This is a genomic window from Algoriphagus mannitolivorans DSM 15301 (assembly GCF_000429425.1).
Lineage (GTDB): Bacteria > Bacteroidota > Bacteroidia > Cytophagales > Cyclobacteriaceae > Algoriphagus > Algoriphagus mannitolivorans.
The window spans coordinates 74,962-94,241 of the sequence record NZ_AUBV01000015.1 but is presented as its reverse complement, the minus strand read 5'-3'; the positions used below and the strand labels follow the sequence as shown (position 1 = coordinate 94,241).

General features: G+C 44.5%; 12 protein-coding genes. 6 read left to right on the top strand and 6 right to left on the bottom strand.

Going from position 1 to position 19,280, the window contains the following annotated elements; all coding sequences use genetic code 11:
• Positions 1–155 precede the first annotated feature (155 nt).
• Complete coding sequence (locus tag G458_RS0115430; protein ID WP_026952688.1) at positions 156–1,880, bottom strand: amidohydrolase family protein; 1,725 nt, start codon at positions 1,878–1,880, stop codon at positions 156–158.
• 469 nt (positions 1,881–2,349) lie between these two features.
• Here G458_RS0115430 and G458_RS0115420 point away from each other — a divergent pair, with 469 nt between their 5' ends.
• Positions 2,350–3,843: a calcineurin-like phosphoesterase C-terminal domain-containing protein gene (locus tag G458_RS0115420; protein WP_026952687.1), complete on the top strand. Its 1,494-nt coding sequence runs from the start codon at positions 2,350–2,352 to the stop codon at positions 3,841–3,843.
• 79 nt (positions 3,844–3,922) lie between these two features.
• Here the strand turns inward: G458_RS0115420 and G458_RS21535 are convergent, their stop codons facing one another.
• The 3 genes from G458_RS21535 to G458_RS0115400 form a co-directional block, all read right to left on the bottom strand.
• On the bottom strand, positions 3,923–5,938 hold the full coding sequence (locus G458_RS21535; protein WP_051287367.1) for a sensor histidine kinase: 2,016 nt from the start codon (positions 5,936–5,938) through the stop codon (positions 3,923–3,925).
• Positions 5,939–6,288: 350 nt separating this feature from the next.
• Positions 6,289–8,160, bottom strand: a complete 1,872-nt coding sequence (locus G458_RS0115405; RefSeq protein WP_026952685.1) for a gamma-glutamyltransferase family protein — start codon at positions 8,158–8,160, stop codon at positions 6,289–6,291.
• 50 nt (positions 8,161–8,210) lie between these two features.
• Entirely contained in the window at positions 8,211–9,413 is a 1,203-nt protein-coding gene (locus G458_RS0115400) for a carboxypeptidase-like regulatory domain-containing protein (RefSeq protein ID WP_245579278.1), read from the bottom strand.
• 26 nt (positions 9,414–9,439) lie between these two features.
• Here G458_RS0115400 and G458_RS0115395 point away from each other — a divergent pair, with 26 nt between their 5' ends.
• The 4 genes from G458_RS0115395 to G458_RS0115380 all read left to right on the top strand — a co-directional run bounded on the left by G458_RS0115395 (position 9,440) and on the right by G458_RS0115380 (position 12,712).
• Complete coding sequence (locus G458_RS0115395) at positions 9,440–10,807, top strand: DEAD/DEAH box helicase (protein WP_026952683.1); 1,368 nt, start codon at positions 9,440–9,442, stop codon at positions 10,805–10,807.
• A gap of 80 nt (positions 10,808–10,887) precedes the next feature.
• Positions 10,888–11,712 (top strand): N-acetylmuramidase domain-containing protein, encoded by an 825-nt coding sequence (locus tag G458_RS0115390; RefSeq protein ID WP_026952682.1) that lies wholly within the window; start codon positions 10,888–10,890, stop codon positions 11,710–11,712.
• A gap of 2 nt (positions 11,713–11,714) precedes the next feature.
• Positions 11,715–12,164 carry a DinB family protein gene (locus tag G458_RS0115385; protein WP_026952681.1) on the top strand — a complete coding sequence of 150 codons (450 nt, stop codon included), beginning with the start codon at positions 11,715–11,717 and terminating at the stop codon, positions 12,162–12,164.
• 71 nt (positions 12,165–12,235) lie between these two features.
• A complete protein-coding gene (locus G458_RS0115380) occupies positions 12,236–12,712 on the top strand; it encodes a TspO/MBR family protein (protein WP_026952680.1) in 477 nt (158 codons plus the stop codon).
• On the opposite strand, the gene G458_RS0115375 is transcribed toward G458_RS0115380, so the two are convergent.
• Together G458_RS0115375 and G458_RS0115370 are read right to left on the bottom strand one after the other, a co-directional pair.
• Entirely contained in the window at positions 12,709–13,989 is a 1,281-nt protein-coding gene (locus G458_RS0115375; RefSeq protein WP_026952679.1) for an APC family permease, read from the bottom strand. The genes G458_RS0115380 and G458_RS0115375 overlap by 4 nt on opposite strands.
• 83 nt (positions 13,990–14,072) lie before the next feature.
• Complete coding sequence (locus tag G458_RS0115370) at positions 14,073–17,207, bottom strand: VPS10 domain-containing protein (protein WP_026952678.1); 3,135 nt, start codon at positions 17,205–17,207, stop codon at positions 14,073–14,075.
• A 162-nt stretch (positions 17,208–17,369) separates the two neighbouring features.
• On the opposite strand from G458_RS0115370, the gene G458_RS0115365 reads away from it, so the two are divergent.
• On the top strand, positions 17,370–19,208 hold the full coding sequence (locus tag G458_RS0115365; RefSeq protein WP_026952677.1) for a M1 family metallopeptidase: 1,839 nt from the start codon (positions 17,370–17,372) through the stop codon (positions 19,206–19,208).
• The last annotated feature ends 72 nt before the right edge of the window (positions 19,209–19,280 follow it).

The window sequence follows — 19,280 nt, the reverse complement described above, 5'->3', positions numbered from 1 at the left end:
CCATGTACCAAGTAGAGGGTAAATGGAGGCTTGTTCAAGTATTCGAAACTTGTACTGAGCTCTTTTACAGTGCTCTTGTGCCAAGCTAGTCGAGGCACGTTGAAGTTTCCCAAATCCGAAATCCTCAATCCGAACCCCAAATCCGAAATTTCCTATTACACCGGATAATTTTCTTTCACAAAGGCTTCGGCATTGTTGTAGCAAAAATCATCGACCCATTTTTCCACGTCCTCCCGGGATTTGAATCTGGAAAGGTGACTGTTGGCGGGGTCTTTTCGGTCTTTTTCAATTTCAAAGACCAAATTATTCGCCATTAGCTCATATTCCAAAGCCGTAGGATAGGGGTTGACCGGGTCGATTAAGCCCTCAAAATCCGTCCCGATGGTAATGCATTTCCATACATTTTCCTTCTGCTCCGAACTCAGTTTGGGGTTATCGTAAGCGCTTCTGAGGATGGCATCGATATTCTCCCAGATGATTTTGATTCCATTTCGTTTGGGGGTCCGGGTTTCGTCCAGTTTCTTATCCTCTTTGGTAATCCCCAAAATTCTCTGGTCAAAAGATATCCCAAACATCCCCCGGGTTTTGACGATCATCTCGACATCCTCATCGCACATATTGATGTTCCAGGCATTGAATTTCTTATGCTTTGGATCGCAGTAGTCATCATGTTCCAGATTTTCGCAGCGGATATGATCCTCAAGTGTGTGGATGCCGGAATACCCGCAGTGAGAGGCGATAATTGGAATTCTGTCCCCCTTTTTCAGGAGATAATTGACCATTTCGTAGTAGTACTTTCTCGACTTGGCGGCCATGTGCTTGACGTCAATCAGGATTCGATAGCCAAGCTTGGGGTCTCTCTTGAGGTTATTGTCCAAGCCGAGGGTTTCCCGAATGATTCTCTTTCCATTTCTTCTAAACCCCTCATTCATGTGTTTTTTCTGACTCATCAGGACTTTGCCCATGCCGGGGATGGAATGGGCATGTCCGCAGAGGTGATTGTCAAAGTGGTGGGAAAACGTGATGAAAAAGACCGGCACTTCCCACATGTTTTTGATAAACTGAATTCGGTCTGAGATATCCTGAACGTATTTGCATTTGTCGGTGCCGATGGAGTGCGCTCCTTCAATCGTCAAAACCATTGTAATCTCCGAGTCATCGGCCAAAGAGGCCAACAGCTCCTCCCGGTTTTTGGGAATGCGGTAGCAGGCATTTTCTGCTACATAACTTTCAGGTTCGTTTTTGGCTCTTTTTTCGGCAGCCTTTTTATCCCCAAAAAGAGCCTGAGGCACATGGATTTCATTTTTTTTGATCCTTTTGCCTGAATCCAAAAGGACGAAGTCTTTTTCGCGGTTTAGGGACTCCCAGTAATCATAACTATCGGATTGGAAATAGTCCACTACCTTGTCAGGAATCCGCATGTAGGCGGTTTGTAGCAAATCCCTTCGAAGTCCGGTATCCCCTAAAATACCCCGGGCGACAAAGTGATACCATTTATCTTCTTTGATCTTCGGATCCATTCCCTGGACAAACTGCCTTTCCAGAGGATACAGCGAGTTGAAAGTCAACCTCAGATTGGAGTTCCAGCATTTAACGAGGTCAATCTGGCTGTAACTGGCGCCCATGACTCCTTTATCCTTTTTTTTGGAGTTGGAGGCAATGACCGTCCAGGGGCTGAATTCTCCTTTTCGGGTGAATTTTTTCTCTTTTTCCTGCATGTGGAAATGAGCACGCATGTGATTGTGGCAGTGGAGATCTGAAAATTTTCTCTTCATGGCAAATAAAAAGGCAAGTTGAAATAATGGAGAAACAGAATAACCCGAGGAAAATGGAGCATTCAAAGGCTCTGGGAATCCGAAATCCAAAAATAAGTTGAACATAAATCCCCTGAAAATCAAGGTTCATGGATTTTAAAAATAACCCAGGAGAGAAATTATGAATTATGAATTATGAATTCAGAATGGAAAGGGGTGATCGCAAACTCCCCCTTGAAAAGGGGGCAGGGGGGATTGGTCAATGGAGATACGGATTATTGAAAAATAGAATCCAAAAAGGGTAGGCAGAAAAAGGATATGTCGAATATAAATTAGTGCCTTTAGGCACGAAATTTAGGTAGCCAGAAAGCCCATGTATTTCTCAAAACTGCCAGAGGCAGGATACATAAGAGGTTTAATTTGGAATTTTGTCTCAATCTAGCAAAGGGGCTACCCATTCAGGTGAATTGAAATCCCATGACCCCAAGATTAAGAAATTGAGATTTTTGATCGGAGGTATTCTAATTTTCTTCCAACTGATGCATTTTAGCTCAAGCGATATTGCTTCCCGGATCAACCCAAACCACAACCGAGCATGTTCAAAAGAAGAGAGTTTATCAAAAGTTTAGGCCTTACTTCCTTGGGATGGATAGGCTTAGGAGATGCTGTTTTGGCCGAAATTCAAAATGAATTTCCCCAGGCCAACCTTCCCACGCTTTTCAGTCCCATCCGGGTAAGAGGTCGTGTGACTTCCAATGGACAGGGGATCCATCAGGTGGCCGTGTCAGATGGCCGTACTGTGGTTCTGACCAATTCCAGCGGAGAATTTACCCTTCAAACTTCTATGGACAGGAATTTTGTCTTTATCTCCATCCCTTCTGGCTATGAGCTCCCAAAGCAAGGGAATGGCTCTGCGCTTTTTTTCCAAAGGATATCTAAAACCAAGGCCGATCAGCAGATGAGTTTTGAATTGAAAAAGCTCAGTCAATCCGATGAAAACCACCGCTTCCTTCTGCTTTCGGATACCCAGATTCAGGATGAATACGATGCCAATCAATTGCTGACCGTAGCTGCTCCCGATGTCCGAAAAACCATTGCTTCGTTGGGTGATCCCAATCTTTTTGGAATCGGCTGCGGTGATTTGGTTTATGATCACAAGGAACTTTTCAAGGAGTACAATGAGTCTGTCTCCTCTTATGGAGTTCCATTTTTTCAGGTGGTAGGAAACCATGACTTGGATTTTGGGGGAAGATCGGATGAAAGTACCAGCGGGACTTTTGAAGGGCATTTTGGACCAACTTATTATTCCTGGAATCGGGGAGAAATTCACTATATCGTGTTGGACGATGTGTTCTACTTAGGCACAGGCTCAAGATATATCGGATATATTCCGGAGGAGCAACTTGCTTGGTTGGAGCAGGACTTAAAAGCCGTGGAAAAAGGCCAGACGGTGGTTGTTTCCCTCCATATTCCCACCTATACCGGCGGGGTAAAAAGATATCCGGAGCGGGATACTCTGGGAGGTACTGTAAGTAATCGGGAGCATCTGTACCGACTTTTGGAAGGTTACCAAGTCCATATTCTTTCCGGCCATACCCATTTCAATGACAATATGATCCAGGGGCATGTATTTGAGCACAACCATGGAACGGTATGCGGAGCCTGGTGGTCAGGCCCGATTTGCTATGACGGTACTCCAAATGGATATGCAGTCTATTCTGCTAAAGGTTCGGAACTGCAATGGCAATACAAGGGGACTGGATTGGAGATGGAAGAACAGTTTAGAGTTTATCCCAAAGGATACCATCCCGATTTCCCGGATTTCTTTTCCCTAAACTGCTGGAATTACGATCCGGCATGGGAGATTTCTGTTTTTGTGAATGGAATCAAGAAAGGCAACCCTCTGAAAATTATGGCCCGTGATCCTTGGAGTATGGAGCTGCACACCGGACCGACTTTGCCTTCACGGAGGTCTTGGGTAGAGCCCCAGCTCAACGATCATATGTTCTTTTTCCAGCCCGAAACCACCGAAAATCTGGTGATTGAGGTTAAGGATAGATTCGGAAATGTGTATTCCAAAAAAGTCTGATCAATAGAATGGCTTGAGGGGAAAGTAAGCCTGAAACTTTTTCCTTTAGGTTAAACCTCCGAAACTTTATTGGAATAGCTTAAGGAAATTCAATTCGAAAGGTAGTTCCTTCATTGGGGGTGCTGGAAACCTGGATCTTTCCCCCCAAGGATTCTATCTGCGTTTTGACGATATACAGCCCAACACCCTTGGCGTCAGGGTTGGTATGAAAGGTCTTATTCATCCCAAAGACCTTGTCCCGGTGTTTTTCCAAATCTATGCCCATGCCATTATCGGCAAATGATAACACCCGCTTTTCTTGCTCCAGCTCTCCTTTGATTTGGAGATGGGGAGGGCGATCCGGATGCTTGTATTTCAGTGCATTGGACATCAGGTTCAAGAAAATACTTTCGAGGTAGGATTTGGAAAAATGAAGTCGGTTGAAGGCAGAAAAATCCACGTCCAAGGTAGCATTGGTTTCCATGATCTTGCCGATCAGGGCCGTTTTGGTTTTGTCAAGAATGCCTTCCAAAGCCACCTCTTCTATGACCTGGTCGGTATCTTCCTGGACTTTTAGGATATCTATGGTGTCCTCCATGCTGGAAAGCAGGTTTTTGATTACTTCTTCCATCAGTCCGAAGAGTTCCTGTTTTTCTTCCGGGTTTTCCTCATCCTTGTAGAATGTGATCAATGAGTCCAAGGTGATGACTGGAGAGCGGAGATTATGGGAAATGATATGCGCAAAATTGAGCAATTGCTTGTTTTTGGATTCTAATTTTTCGAGCAGGTCTTTCAACTCCTTTTGTGACTCTGCCAACTGGGAAATATCGGTGGCGATGCCAATAAAGCCGAGATGTTCTCCCTCATTCGAGGTGATTTGAGAGATATTGAGTTGTACAGGAAAAGTGCTTCCATCTTTTCTGAGGTAGCTCCATTCTCTGGAAAACACTTTTCCCTGGAGTGGGGAATGGGTAAATACTTCTGATCCGATAATGGATTTCCCGGTTTGGAGGCTGAGCTGTGAAGCTCCATCCGAGATTTCCTGAGGTACATGAAATTGCTCCGGTTTGAATTTGCCTACGACTTCCTCGGCAGTGTAACCCAGCATTTTTTCTGCTCCTTTGGAGAAAAGCTGAATCAGGCCTTCTTGGTCGGTTGCCATGATAGAAACCGCTGCCGAATCCAGGATTCCTTTCAATTCCTGATTTCTGATTTCCACCATTTTCTCGAGATTCTCTTTGGCAAGGAGGAGTTCATTTTCTGCCAAAACCCGCTTTTCATCGGATTTATTCAGCCAAGCTGCGGCATCCCAAACCAAAACCAATCCTACTACCAGAAAGCACAAGGCAAAGAGAGAGATTCCAAACTCGGGTTCCACCCAGGCCCTTCTTTGCAATTCTATCCAAATCCAAGAGAGAACGATTAAAGCCAGGACAATTCTCGGGGTTAATTTTCTTGCCAATACACTTCCTTTTTGCTTCCCGATCAGAAGGCCCGTGATTCCAATATTGGGATTCTTCATGGTGAGAATGGCCGAAAACAGAAACCAAATCAAGGCAATACTGGGAGAAATCCCCGTCAAAAATGACAGGGTGTAAAAATTGGGAACTTCCATCAGAAAGCCCGTCAAAGCTATGAAAGTCAAGAAAGTAATGGCATGGAGAAGTATCTGTCCCAAAAATCCTTTTGGTGGTTTCTGGGTAAAGAAAAGCATGGACATCCCAAAAAAGACATAGATAAAGGAAGTCATTCCCGGCATTCTTCCCGGATGGGAGCTTCCAGATGCCCGTCCTATCCGATCCACCACCAGCCACTCGTCCAGTCCTAATTCCCATTGAAAGAAGTCCTGGGATAGAGATGCAAGGGCAAATAGAAAGATGGTAGCCCCCAAGACCTGAACGACAGTTTTGTTCCTATCCTCTAGCCAAAGTAAGGCGCAGATTCCCGAGGCAAATAACAACAGGGAGGAGTTGAACTTGATCGAGGGTAAATCCTGAAAAAGCTGAAGGAAAAAACGGATGTCCAGAAACCAGCTGATCAGGAATAATAAGCCCAATGCCGAAGTGATTCTGGCTGCTAAAGGCAGTTTATTTTGGATTCGTAAAGTTGTATTCAAGGAAAAAGGGAATGGGTTTAGGGTTTGGGGCGAACCGAGATTAAGGAATATTTTATAGAATCAAAAATGCTTTGATTGCTTCAGCCTATTTTTTAGCAATTCCATGGAAATGAGTGGGGTTAAAGGTAGATCGTGATTTACGAATCGAAGGGGACTATTGGATTTTTTAAGCTTGAATTCTTCGATCTTTCCGCACCTGGAGTTTGGAATGCCAATGGAAAATCCTTCTGAGAAGTGAATTGTTTTCAAATACTTCTGGAATAAAAAAGTGGCCAATTCAAGCCTCCGCTCAAATTGACCACTCCATAACTTTAAACTTTAAACTTTAAACTCTCAACTTTAACCTCTTCTCACCAAGCAATTCCATAATCATCCCCATAGTCACTGGATCCTCCCCAGAAGCTGCCATGCTTCCAGTCAAACCAGATTGCATTGATGGGCCCGGAGGTTTTATTCCAAAACTCCAAAAAGTAGCCACGCTGAGCCAACTCTTTTCGGATCCATTCCGGAGTGTCCTGGCGAAGGGTAATGGCTCCGGGGCGGATTTCATGGTCTCCAAAACTACTCTGCATCTGATAGGAATTGAAGTTCGGGGCTTCGGTGGCTTCCTGCACGTCCATGCCGAATTCCACCATATTCAAGAACAATTGAAGGAGGTTTTGGTCTTGGGAGTCTCCGCCTTGAACAGCGAAAGCTAAGTACGGCTTGCCGTCTTTCATCGCCAAGCTTGGAGTCAAGGTCACTCTAGGTCTTTTACCTGGCTCTGGAAGATTGTAAGGATTGAGATTCGGGTCTAAGACAAAGCTTTGCATACGCTGAGAAAGCCCAACACCTGTATTTCCGGCCACCACAGCAGGAATCCATCCTCCGCTTGGGGTCACAGAAACCACCCATCCTTCCGCATCAGCGGTCTCTACGGAAGTAGTGCCGCTTTGAAATGCAGTTAAGAAGTTCTCGTCAATGGTGGTGTTGAAATCCCCAGGATCAGCAGAGGCCATTTTCTCCTTGTTTTGATTCAAGATGTCCAAATAAGGATTCGTCTCTCCCTGAAAAGGGTAGGGGTCTCCAGCGGTGATTTTGGGGTCATTGACGTCTCCGATCAGCTTAGCCCTTTCTTTCGCATATTCCTTGGAAAGCAAGCCTTTCATAGGCGACTTCACAAAGGCAGGATCTCCATAATAAAAATCCCGGTCCGCAAAGGCCAAACTCATCGCCTGATACACGGTATGGATGTAGTTGGCAGAATTGTATCCCATGGATTTCAAGTCGAAGTTTTCCAGAATATTCAAGGACTGCAAAAGAGCAGGTCCTTGAGTCCATTCCTGAAGCTTGTAAACATCAATTCCTTTGTAGTTGACATGCAGGGGTTCTTCGATTTTCACCTTCCAGTTCGCCAGATCAGCTTCGGTAAATAATCCTCCCTGTTCACGGGTTCCTCTCACGATTTCCTTAGCAATATCTCCTTTGTAAAAGCGGTCATACGCGGCATAGATGGCTTCTTTTCGGGATTTTCCGGCTTTTAAGGCTGCTTTTTCAGCTTCAACTAGCTTGGAAAGCGTTTGGTATAATTCTTCCTGCACAAAAATTTCCCCTACTTCCGGAGCTTCTCTTTCCTGTCCCAGATGAGGGAGGAACACTTTTTTGGAATATGGCCATTGTTTGATTTTTGCTTTTTGGGCTTCAATGGCATTGGCAGTCTGAGCTTCGATGGGATATCCTTTGGCCAAATCCATGGAAGGCTTCAGCACCTGTGCCAAGCTCATGGTACCATATTCTGCCAGCATGGTCATGATTCCTCCGGGAGTACCCGGAGTGGTCGCTGCCAATGGACCAAATTGCGGAGGATAATCCATTCCTTGGCTCTTATAAAACTCTACGGTTGCTCCCGTTGGAGCATAGCCAAGGGCATTGATGGCGATTACTTTTTTCAGTTTGGGATGATAGATCAAGGCTTGGGTTTCTCCGCCCCAGGAAAGTACATCCCACATGGTGGATGTAGCAGCAATCATGGCACAGGCAGCGTCCACAGCATTTCCTCCCTGCTGAAAAATAGCAGCTCCCGCGGTCGCTGCTAAAGGTTTACCGGTGATGGCCACCCAGTTTTTTCCATGCAAAATGGGTTTATTGTTGGGGGTGGTGCCAGCTCCTAATCCGGGAAGACCTTGGCCGAAACTCAGCACTGAGCTGAGCAATAGACTGGCTAATAGGTATATTTTTTTCATAAAGGGTAGTGGTTTGATTTTGGTAAATGGGTGATGATTATTCGGCTAGCTTAATTTTCAGTTTCATCCAGCAATTGGGTCATGATGGGGACGAATCCCGGAAACTGGGAATTATAGTACGTGAACATCTGGAAAATGGAGCTTTTCTCCTTGAAATCGATGGAGTTTTTCTCAGCAAATGCCTCCATTTCTGCTGCCTTCTCCCCGAATATTAGGAAAATGTCTTTTCGTTTTTTGGGGACGGGGTAAAGGTCTTTTCCCTTGAGGTAGTAATAAACATTTCGTTTGATGATTTGATCATCTCTGTTTCCGACCATAAGGGCGGTATTATAATTGGACTCTTTGAAAACCGCAAGTGTTCTTCTCATGAGCGGTAATTCACCTTCGACCAGCACTTCAAAAAAGCCAGAGATCGGCACACCTTCGTCCCTGAAGTCCATTCCGTTAACAAAGTATCGGGGAACTTTGTAAGAACTGTCCATCCAGACGATGTTTTGCACTCTAAGGCCCGGCATGGTGGAGACCAAATTGCTTTCCGGTTCCATCAATTCAAATTGGTTAGAGTTGATGTTGTATCGTACCCGAAATCCCTCCAATACCTGCTGATCACGGTAGAGAAGAATGGAAGCCAGGTTCCATTGAGTATCCAAATAAAAATTACCCAACACTTTTTTGGGTTCGGGAGGGATGCCATAAAACATATTTCCTCCGATAAAATTTGGTCGCTCGACTAGCAGTCGGCTTACATTGGCAGATCGGATGGTTTTTTGGAGGGCGGCACCGGTGCCTTCACTGCCAAACTTTACCAACTGAATCACACCCAAATCCATGTTTTGATCCAAGCGGATGATCTGTTCATGCATGTTGTACCCGGGATAGCTGATTGCAAGCGTGTATTTTTCCCCGACGACATTTTGAAGTTGAAAAGAGCCTCCGGAGTTGGTATTGGTTCCATAAGCGCTGTTTCGCAAAACCACAGTGACTCCACCAAGTGTCTCTTCTGTCTGGGAATCGATCACTCTTCCCCGAATGTTGAAAGTCTGACCACTGACCAGGTCAGGGGTTATCCATAAAAACAAAAAAGGAAGTAATATTTTAAGTCGGTTTAATATCATAGAGTCATGGTAGGATATGGATAGGTAATATACTTCAAACAACCTATTCTTGCCAAAAGAGGTTTTGTAAGAGCCTTCAATTGGCTTTACAAGGTTTAAGAGCTTATATTTGAATCTATTGGCAGGAGTTTCTGCCATTTTTACCTTAATAAATCACCTTTACATTGGATTTTAGATCATTTGATTTCGAGGAAAACCTTCAGGATGGCTTGGATGCTATGGGTTTCGAACAACCCACACCTATTCAGGAAAAAGCCATTCCAGTAATTTTGGAAGGAAAAGACCTCATTGCCTGTGCACAAACAGGAACAGGAAAAACAGCGGCATTTATTCTGCCAGTACTTAATAAAATTTCCAAATCGGGCTCAAATAAGCTCAATACTTTGATTTTGGCACCCACTCGGGAATTAGCCATACAGATTGATCAGCAGATTCAAGGCTTTGCCTATTTTCTGGGAATCAGTTCGATTCCAATCTATGGAGGAGGAGACGGAGTGGTTTGGGAGCAGCAAAAAAGAGCTCTGGAAACCGGCGCGGAGATAGTGGTTGCGACCCCGGGTAGATTAATCGCCCTTCTGGCGGGAGGAAAGATGGATTTGAGTTCTTTGGAGCATTTGATTCTAGATGAAGCAGACCGGATGATGGATATGGGTTTTTCGGATGATATTCTGAAAATCGTCAATTACCTACCCAAAAACAGGCAGACGGTTCTCTTTTCAGCCACTATGCCTCCTAAAATCAGGCAGTTTAGCATGAAAATCCTTCAAAAGCCCGAAGAGATTTCCATTGCAATCGGGAAGACCGCAGAAGGGGTGACTCAGAGTATGTACTCGGTTCATGATGATCAGAAAGAAGATTTGGTCAAGCATATTCTTTCCCAAAAGGCATATGAAGCAGTCATCATTTTTGCTTCGACCAAGGAAAAAGTAAAGGCCTTATTCAAGACCTTAAAGAAGGAATTTGACGTGGAAGCTTTTCACTCTGATCTGGAGCAGGTGGAGCGGGAGAAGATCATGTCTGCCTTTAAAAATAAAATGGTCAAAATTCTGGTCGGAACAGACATTATATCCAGAGGAATTGATGTGGTCGGTATAGAGCTGGTCATCAATTATGATACCCCAAGCGATCCAGAGGACTATGTCCACAGAGTTGGTAGAACAGCCCGTGCTGACAAAGAAGGCGAGGCCATCACGTTTGTCAACGCCAAGGATCAATTCAAATTTGTCCGGATTGAAAAACTGATCGGGATGCAAGTGACACAGAATCCCTTACCTGAGGGTTTTTCAGCGGGACCAACCTATTCTGGAGAAAAGGCCAAATCAGATAAGGGCTTCTCGAAAGGGCCTTCTTCTTCCCAAAAGAAAAAGAAAAAGTTTCCTTCCAAGAATAAACCTGCATCAAATCCAGTCCAATCTCCGGGAGTAACTTCTGAGAAAAAGCCTCATTCCAAGCCGGAATCCAGCCCTACAGCACCCAGTCAGGAATCTAAGCCCAGCAAATACGGACAACGGAAAAATGTAATTGATTCCTGATATTCAGGCACATCGCATTCGCTTTTGTAAAGTACTTCTGGTAAATTGGAAGTACTTTTCCATTTTCAACCTTATGCGATATGCGATACATTAAACTTAGATCCCGTGGTGAATTTGTTTCTTATCTCCAGGAATTGCTCGGTAAATTAGGCTATGACATCCCTGCTACGGGATATTTTGGTTCGATGACGGATGCGGCTGTCCGTGACTTTCAAAAGAAAAACGATCTCGTCGTGGATGGGGAAGTGGGAATCAAAACTTGGACTGTTTTGATCGGCAAGACCAAACCTGCCCAAGAATTGGAAAGTAAGTTTCTCGGAGAGCAGGATTTGAGAGATTTTGCGGTTGAAAATAATCTTGAACTGGCTGCTGTCAAGGCGGTCAATGAAGTAGAAAGTAGCGGAAAAGGGTTTTTGGTCGATGGGAGACCCAAAATCCTGTTCGAGGGACATGAGTTCTGGAAGCAGTTAAAGCTTAGAGGAATAAATCCTTCCAGTATTGCCAATGCTTCCAATGCAGATGTATTGTATTCTTCCTGGACTCGATCTCATTACATTGGAGGTGCAGGGGAATATTCACGCTTGGAAAAAGCCGCCAGCCTAGATCCAGATCCCAAATTCCGTGAAGCAGCATTGTCCTCAGCTTCATGGGGAAGCTATCAAATCATGGGGTATCATGCAATAAAGCTCGGCTATGGCTCCGTGCAGGAATTTGTTGATGAAATGTATGAGCATGAGCGAAATCAGCTCCAAGCCTTTGGAAGATACATTACTGTTTTTGGATGTATCAATCACCTAAGGGTAAAAAATTGGGCAAAATTTGCACATTGCTATAATGGACCGCAATACGCCAAAAACAAATACGACATCAAAATGGCGAATGCCTATTTAAAATACTTAACCTAATTATGAATCTAGAAGAACTTAACCGGCTCTTTCAGCGAGACTTAGACAAGCTAAAACAAGAAATAGAACTTTATTCAGAGGAATCAGATCTTTGGGTGGTTAAAGAAGGAATTTCCAATTCAGCGGGCAATCTGGCGCTTCACCTTGTCGGCAACCTTAAGTTTTTTATTGGACATGATTTAGGAGGTGTAGTCTATCACCGCAATAGGGAAAGGGAGTTTGGGGCCAAAGGGGAACCTAGAGAAGGGCTTCTCACTGAGATTTTGGAGGTCAAAGAAATCCTCGAAAAGGCCCTTTTAAACTTGCATCCGAAGAGGCTGGATGACATGTCTCTCCATGCATTCTTCGGACATCCAATGACCATCGGCTTCTTTTTGATCCACCTATACGGTCATTTCAATTACCACCTGGGACAGATCAATTACCATAGAAGATTGGTCTCGGGTTCATAAAAGTATGTTAAAAAAATAGGGTGGCTGAATCCTGGGGCATCTTCCTTATTTATTTGCCCTAACTTAAAAAAATGGAAAGTCTCCTGGCAAATTTTGTTCTGTTTTACGCCATTCTGGTTCTGATCAATCTTCCGGTTCCTTTTTTGGGGCTTAAATTTTCAGGGAATGAAGTGAACAAGCGCCTTTGGTTTGAGCCACCGGGGTATGTAATTCCCATAGTATGGGTAGTTTTATTCTTCTTTTTGGCCATTTTGAGATATAAGCTCCTTGAATTTGAAGCGAATGACTTGGCTTGGTTAGTGATTTTTCTGGCAGTTCTCTGTGCTTCTTATGCCTATTATACCTTGGGGCTTGAAAAATTAACCGGTATTTCGGCATTGAAACTCGGACTTGTAGGAAACATTCTCGTGATCCTGGCAGGATTGTGGGTAGGAGCTCAGGTAGGGGATTTTTCCAGCAAGCTCTCTTACTTGGTATTTCCGGTGGTGGTTTGGACTTTTTATGCCACGATGATCCTAATTGGACAATTGCGGTTGGCAGGCAATTAGGCTGGATTTTTCTTTTCGTCCAGCCAAAATATCAGCAAGCCCAAAAGCAAAATGCCCAATCCAGCTAGGCTTTCCCAAGGTCTATCCCAAAACAGGTAAACCAAAATCGCGGTGCTAAACACTAGATACACTATTTGAAGCACAGGCTTGAACGGAGTGACAAAGCCACTTTCTTTTTGAATTTTCAGAGAAGAGTAAATGGTGATCGTTCCCATCAATTGAAGGACAAATCCAGCATAGATCATGACTTGCTCAAAGGACCCGGAAAGAAAGAGCAGCAGACTGATTGCCGTGTTTAAGGCGATGGCACGGACGGGAATTTGGTGGGCGTTCACCTTGGCCAAGGGCTGCCAAAGTTTGAAATCTCTAGCCATGGCATAGGTAATCCTGGGCCCCACCCAGCTATAGCCAGAAATGGTGGCAATCAGTTGGACGGCTATGAAAAAACTAACCCAAAGGGCTCCATTTTTCCCGAACAAGTTCCCAAAGGCAATATCAGCAACCTGGACTTTTCCTGTCAGCTGATCCAAACTGGCATGCTTTAACAGAACAATCTGGAGTAAAATGTAAACCGCCATTACGAAAACCGTGGAAAAGATTAAGGCTTTGGGAAGGTTCTTGTGAGGTTGATCAACCTCTTCAATGATATATGCTGCAGAATTCCATCCGGTGTAGGCATAAAACACATAGATTAAAGAGACTGCGAAACCCGGCTTCCAAACTTCATTGGTCCAGCTGTCCGAAAATTCAAAAGCATTTTGTTCCAATGTACCTGCAAAGGCAAACCCCAAAAGAATCAAGACCAGAACAAATACGATTTTTATCAAAGTCATCAAGTCCTGAAAAATCGCCGAGCGCTTTAGCGAAAACATGTGAGCAATAGGGATAGCAAGCAGAAAGAAAAGTCCCGGGAAGATGCTCTCTCCCAAAAGGGGACTGAGGTATTGGTTCATGGCCATAGCTGCAATAGCGATGGGAGCAGAGAAGCCCACGGTCAGGGAAACCCAAGCATACAAATAGCCTACTGAAGGATGGATCGTAGCAGATAAGAAAATATAATCCCCTCCGGTTTTTCGAAAATGAGTCCCCAATTCTGCATACACAAAAGCACCTATCAGAGCCATCACTCCCCCAAGAATCCAGAGCAAAAGAATAGACCAGGTATTTTGGACTTCAGCTAGCTGAAATCCGAGACTGGTGAAGACTCCGGTGCCGATCATATTGGCAATGACCAATCCTGAGGCTGTTTTCCAAGAAATCTTAGAAGGGTGATACATGTATGGGTTACTATTCTATTTTAGACCATAAAAAAAGCATCCCGAAAAATCAGGATGCTTTTTGGTATTTCCATGAGGAAGGATCAATTTTTTACTGCCTCAAACAAATCTATTTGTGTGTTTTTCACTTTCTCTTCGAAAGCTTTCCAATCACCGTTCATGAATTCTTCCACTTTGGCAATAGCCTCTTTGGCAGCTTCCTGACCTTGGCTCAACAATCTCTGCTCAGTAGCACCAGGAGCTCCATAGCTGGAGTTGGCATAGCTTCTAGGAGCAAAAACTCGAGTCATGGTGGTTGGATATAGGTTTCTCACGATTCCCTGTCCTTCACGGGTTGGACCATTGAAGGCCTCTCTTGCGGTGTCAAGCTTCTTTTTGATGTCTTTGGTAGCTGTGGCTAGTGCCTTTGCCTCCTCGGTTTTCACATCTTTGATTAATGCATTGACCTTGTCGATGACTTTCTGTGCGTCATCCAGTTTTTTAGTCGCTGCGCTAACCTCGCTGGAAAGGGCTTCCACTTGCTTCAAGAAAGCTTCCTTCGCTTGGAGATCTGCCAACTGGTAGCTGATTCTTGGATCCATATTGACTTTGATGGAGGTCTCAGAGGATTCGCCGCCATATTCTACCACGACTTTGTAAGTGCCTGGCAATGCATCACCACCGCTCGGCTCAAAGAATCCGGATCTCCTTCCTCCTCCGCCAAATCCTCCAGACATTTCTGCAGTTGATTTCCGGTCAAGATTCCAGATGATTCTGTTTACGCCCTTGCTTGGAAGAGTTTTCAGGGTTCTTATTTGCTCTCCGGATGCGTCATAGATCTTCACGGTGACAGAATCCAGCTTTTCTTTGGAATCATTGATGAAATAGCTGATGCGACCGCCTGTTGGACGGTTTTCTCCAGCATATTTTGCATCTGCAGCAAAGCGCTCACCATGAGGCTGCTGGATTTCAGCTAAATAAGCCTCAGGAGCCGGGAATGCGGTGACTTTTGAAGCTGGAGCTTTTCCACCATTCTTGGCAAATGCTCTCAAGGGACGAATATCATCCAAGACATAGATTGCACGGCCAAAAGTACCGATGACTAAGTCTGCTTCTCTTTCCTGAATGGCCATATCGTAAGTGGAGACTGCTTTTGGATAGCCATGTTCCCACTTGTTCCAGGATTTTGCTTTGTCAAACGATACATACAAGCCGAATTCAGTTCCGAGGAAAACCAAGTTAGGTTCGGTAGGATCCTGCTTGACAGAAAGCGTATAACCCCAAACTTTAGAATCATCCGCAATGCGGGTGAACGTTTTTCCAAAGTCGTTGCTGTAATAGGCATAGGCACTGAAATCATTGTTTCGGTAGTTGTTGGCAATGACCCAAACTTCACCTGCAGCGTAGGTAGAAGCCTGTACTTGTGGTATCCAGGAGTTCTTAGGCAGACCGGTTAACTTGGAGGCTAGGTTGGTCCATGTTTTACCCCCATCCTGAGTCAATTGGAGATTTCCATCATCTGTACCTACCCAGATGACGTTTTTATCTACTGGAGATGGTGCGATGGCGATAATCGTCGTATGATTTTCAGCACCTGTGATGTCAAAAGTCAATCCACCGGTCTGTTGCTGTCTTTGCTTGGTTGAATCATTGGTGGTCAAATCCGGTGAAATGATTTCCCAGGTCTCTCCGGAATCAGTGGATTTATGCAGGAATTGAGAAGCATAATATACCGTATTAGCATCGTGAGGATCCTGAGCGATGGCTGCATTCCAGTTGAATCGAAGGAAAACATCCTTGTCCGGATGTGTTGGACGGATAGTTCTGTTGTGTCCAGTTAGCTTATCAAATCGGGATACATTTCCGCCTTGAGACATAGTGTATCCGAAGCGGGAGTTGGCAGGGTGGGAGACTACATCAAATCCGTCACCGAAAGAGATCTCTTGCCAGTAAGTGTTTCTGATTCCGTCATTTCTCCAGATATAAGCAGGTCCTACCCAAGAACCGTTATCCTGCATTCCTCCATAGACATTGTAAGGAACCTCATTGTCCACGTTGATGTGGTAAAACTGACCCACTGGAAGACCTTCTGCAAACATCCAAGTTTTGCCCATATCACGGGAAATGTTCAATCCCCCGTCGTTTCCATCAATCAAAAGAGAAGGATCGTCAGGATGAATGTACCAGGCATGATGGTCTGGATGTACCCCAGCATATTGCAGCAACTGAGTGAAGGATTTTCCACCGTCTTCTGTGACTCCTACTCTGGAATAAAGCGTGTAAACTCTGTTTTCGTTTTTCGGATCCGCATGAATTTCAAAATAGTAGAAAGGTCTGTCGCCAATTTCACCTTTGTCATTGACCATGGTGAATTTTTTTCCACCGTCTTCAGAGACATACAAAGCGTTTTTGGAGGATTCGATCAAGGCGTAAATCTTGTTGCTGTTGGCTTTGGAAATAGCCAATCCCATTCTTCCCAGGTTTCCTTTGGGTAAGCCGTTTTCTTCAGCAGTAAGTTTTTTCCAAGTTTCACCACCGTCATGGGTTACAAATAGACCTGAAGATTCACCTCCTGATTCAAAGAACCAAGGGTATCTTCGGTGCTGCCACATGTTGACAAAAATCTTGTTCGGGTTGTTGGGATCCATGATCATTTCACCCACACCGGTTTTGGTGTCGATGTAGAGGATTTTTTTCCATGTTTTTCCTCCGTCAGTGGTCTTGTAAACTCCTCGGTCTTCCTGTTCACCCCAAGGAGAGCCGATAGCTCCCACAAACACGGTGTTAGGATCGTCAGGATGAACGATGATTCGGTGAATAGCTCTGGTTTTTTCCAGGCCCATCAATTGCCAGGTTTCCCCGGCATCCAGGGAACGGTACACCCCATAGCCCATATTCAGGGAGTTCCGAGGGTTACCTTCACCTGTACCTACCCAAATGATGTTCGGATTTTTCTGATAAATGGAAATCGATCCGATGGAATGTACACGCTGGTCATCAAAAATCGGCTTCCACGTGATCCCTCCGGAAGTGGATTTCCAAAGGCCTCCCGAAGCAGAACCAGCGTAAATAATATTTGGGTTTTCTCTGACTGCATCTATTGCAGTAATCCGGCCACTCATGGCGCCGGGACCGATGTTTCTGGCTTTCATGGACTTGAATTGCTCCATGTCCACTTGCTGCGCATGGGTACCCAAGGCAAGCAGTCCAGCCAAAATCAAAAGGTAGATTTTTTTCATAAAATTTGGTGGATGTATCAAGTCTTTAAATAAATCAAAAGCAAGGAAACCGAGGCTGTTTTTTATATGAATGAAATAGAAAATTGTCAATCGGGCTACTTTTTGATTATTGGTTTGGGCAGATTTCAACTTTTCTTTTTCTTAGAGGTAAAATTTGATTCTATGCTAAGAAGTAAACTGAAGCCTTTTTTCGGGCTTTTTCTTTTTGCAGTTACCACCGCAGCTGTCGCCCAAAATGGCAGATTCCAGCAGGCCGTTGACTACAAAATGGACGTCCAAATGGATGTGAAAACCAACCGATATACCGGGATCCAAAAATTGGTCTATACCAACAACTCTCCAGACACGTTGGATCGCGTGTTTTATCACTTGTATTACAATGCCTTTCAACCGGGAAGCATGATGGATGTGAGATCTAGGACCATTGCCGATCCGGACAAGCGGGTGGCAGATCGGATTTCCAAATTGGCTCCTGATGAAATCGGATACCTTCATGCCAAAACTTTGACGATGAACGGTAAGCCGGTGAACTTTAAGGAAGTAGAAACTATCTTGGAAGTGAGTCTTCCAGAACCGATCCTTCCGAACACTTCGGTGACCTTTGACATGGAATTTGAAGGCCAGGTGCCTGTTCAAATCCGTCGATCAGGTAGAGACAGTGAGGAAGGGGTTCGTTATTCCATGTCCCAGTGGTATCCTAAAATGGCCAATTATGACGAGCAGGGTTGGCATTCCAATCCCTACATCGGTCGGGAATTTTATGGCATTTGGGGGAATTATGAGGTGAAAATCACCATCGACAAATCCTATGTAATCGGTGGAACCGGATATCTCCAAAATCCAAATGAAATTGGCCATGGATATCAGGATGAAGGTGTGAAAGTGCCAGCACCTAAAGGAAATACTTTGACTTGGCATTTTGTGGCTCCTCAAGTGCATGATTTCATGTGGGGTGCTGACAACAAATACCAGCATGATAAAGTCAAAATGGACAATGGGATTACGGTACACCACTTCTTTATCCCAGGCCCAAAGACTTCTGAGAATTGGGAAAAGCTGAAAGAATATACTCCTAAAGCGATATCCTATCTTTCTGAGCATTTTGGTCAGTATCCTTACAAGCAGTTTTCAGTAGTGCAGGGAGGAGACGGAGGTATGGAATATGCCATGTCCACCTTGATCACTGGTGAAAGATCTTTAGCAAGCTTGGTAGGTGTTATGGTTCATGAACTGGCACACAGCTGGTACCATGGGGTTTTGGCATCCAACGAATCTTTGTATCCATGGATGGACGAAGGATTCACTTCTTATGCTTCCAGCCTGACTATGGCTAATATTTTTCAGGAAAGTGCAAGCCCACATCGTGGCTCTTATGGAGGATACTATCGCTTAGTATCTTCCGGTTTGGAGGAACCGATGTCCACTCATTCGGACCATTATCACACCAATCGAGCTTACAGCTCTGCTGCGTATTCCAAAGGAGCTGTTTTCATGGCCCAGTTGGGATATGTGATCGGAGAAGAAGCTAGAGACCGGGGAATCCTTCGGTATTTCAACACTTGGAAATTCAAGCATCCCAATGTGAATGACTTGGTTCGAATAATGGAAAAAGAAAGTGGTTTGGAGCTGGATTGGTACAAAGAATACTTTGTATATACCACCAAGACCATTGACTATGGAATCAAAGAAGTAAAAGCCAATGGAGGAAATACAGAGATCACTTTGGAAAGAATTGGCCTGATGCCAATGCCCGTAGATTTGGTGATTACCTACAAGGACGGATCTCAAGAGTCCATCTATTTGCCCTTGGTGATTATGAGAGGAGAGAAACCTCAGGAAAAAGGTCAGCCAACCCGGATCCATACCGAGGCTTGGCCATGGACCAATTTGTCCAAAACCTTGATTCTTACCAAGCCATTAGAAACCATTAAGTCGGTAGAAATAGATCCGACTAAGAGAATGGCGGATGTACAGCAGGAAAATAATTTGGTGAAGTTTTAAAAAATAATAGAGGCTGTCTCCTAATTCCAGTTTATCACCCTGAGCGAAGTTGAATTGTAGTGGCAATTGCAT

Bases quoted from the DNA above. Each gene is read 5' to 3' on its own strand.
- G458_RS0115385 (WP_026952681.1), top strand. From the start codon at position 11,715: ATGAATCTAGAAGAACTTAACCGGCTCTTTCAGCGAGACTTAGACAAG.
- G458_RS0115365 (WP_026952677.1), top strand. From the start codon at position 17,370: ATGCTAAGAAGTAAACTGAAGCCTTTTTTCGGGCTTTTTCTTTTTGCA.
- G458_RS0115420 (WP_026952687.1), top strand. From the start codon at position 2,350: ATGTTCAAAAGAAGAGAGTTTATCAAAAGTTTAGGCCTTACTTCCTTG.
- G458_RS0115375 (WP_026952679.1), bottom strand. From the start codon at position 13,989: ATGTATCACCCTTCTAAGATTTCTTGGAAAACAGCCTCAGGATTGGTC.
- G458_RS0115405 (WP_026952685.1), bottom strand. From the start codon at position 8,160: ATGAAAAAAATATACCTATTAGCCAGTCTATTGCTCAGCTCAGTGCTG.
- G458_RS0115400 (WP_245579278.1), bottom strand. From the start codon at position 9,413: ATGGCAGAAACTCCTGCCAATAGATTCAAATATAAGCTCTTAAACCTT.
- G458_RS0115390 (WP_026952682.1), top strand. From the start codon at position 10,888: ATGCGATACATTAAACTTAGATCCCGTGGTGAATTTGTTTCTTATCTC.
- G458_RS0115380 (WP_026952680.1), top strand. From the start codon at position 12,236: ATGGAAAGTCTCCTGGCAAATTTTGTTCTGTTTTACGCCATTCTGGTT.
- G458_RS0115430 (WP_026952688.1), bottom strand. From the start codon at position 1,880: ATGTTCAACTTATTTTTGGATTTCGGATTCCCAGAGCCTTTGAATGCT.
- G458_RS0115370 (WP_026952678.1), bottom strand. From the start codon at position 17,207: ATGAAAAAAATCTACCTTTTGATTTTGGCTGGACTGCTTGCCTTGGGT.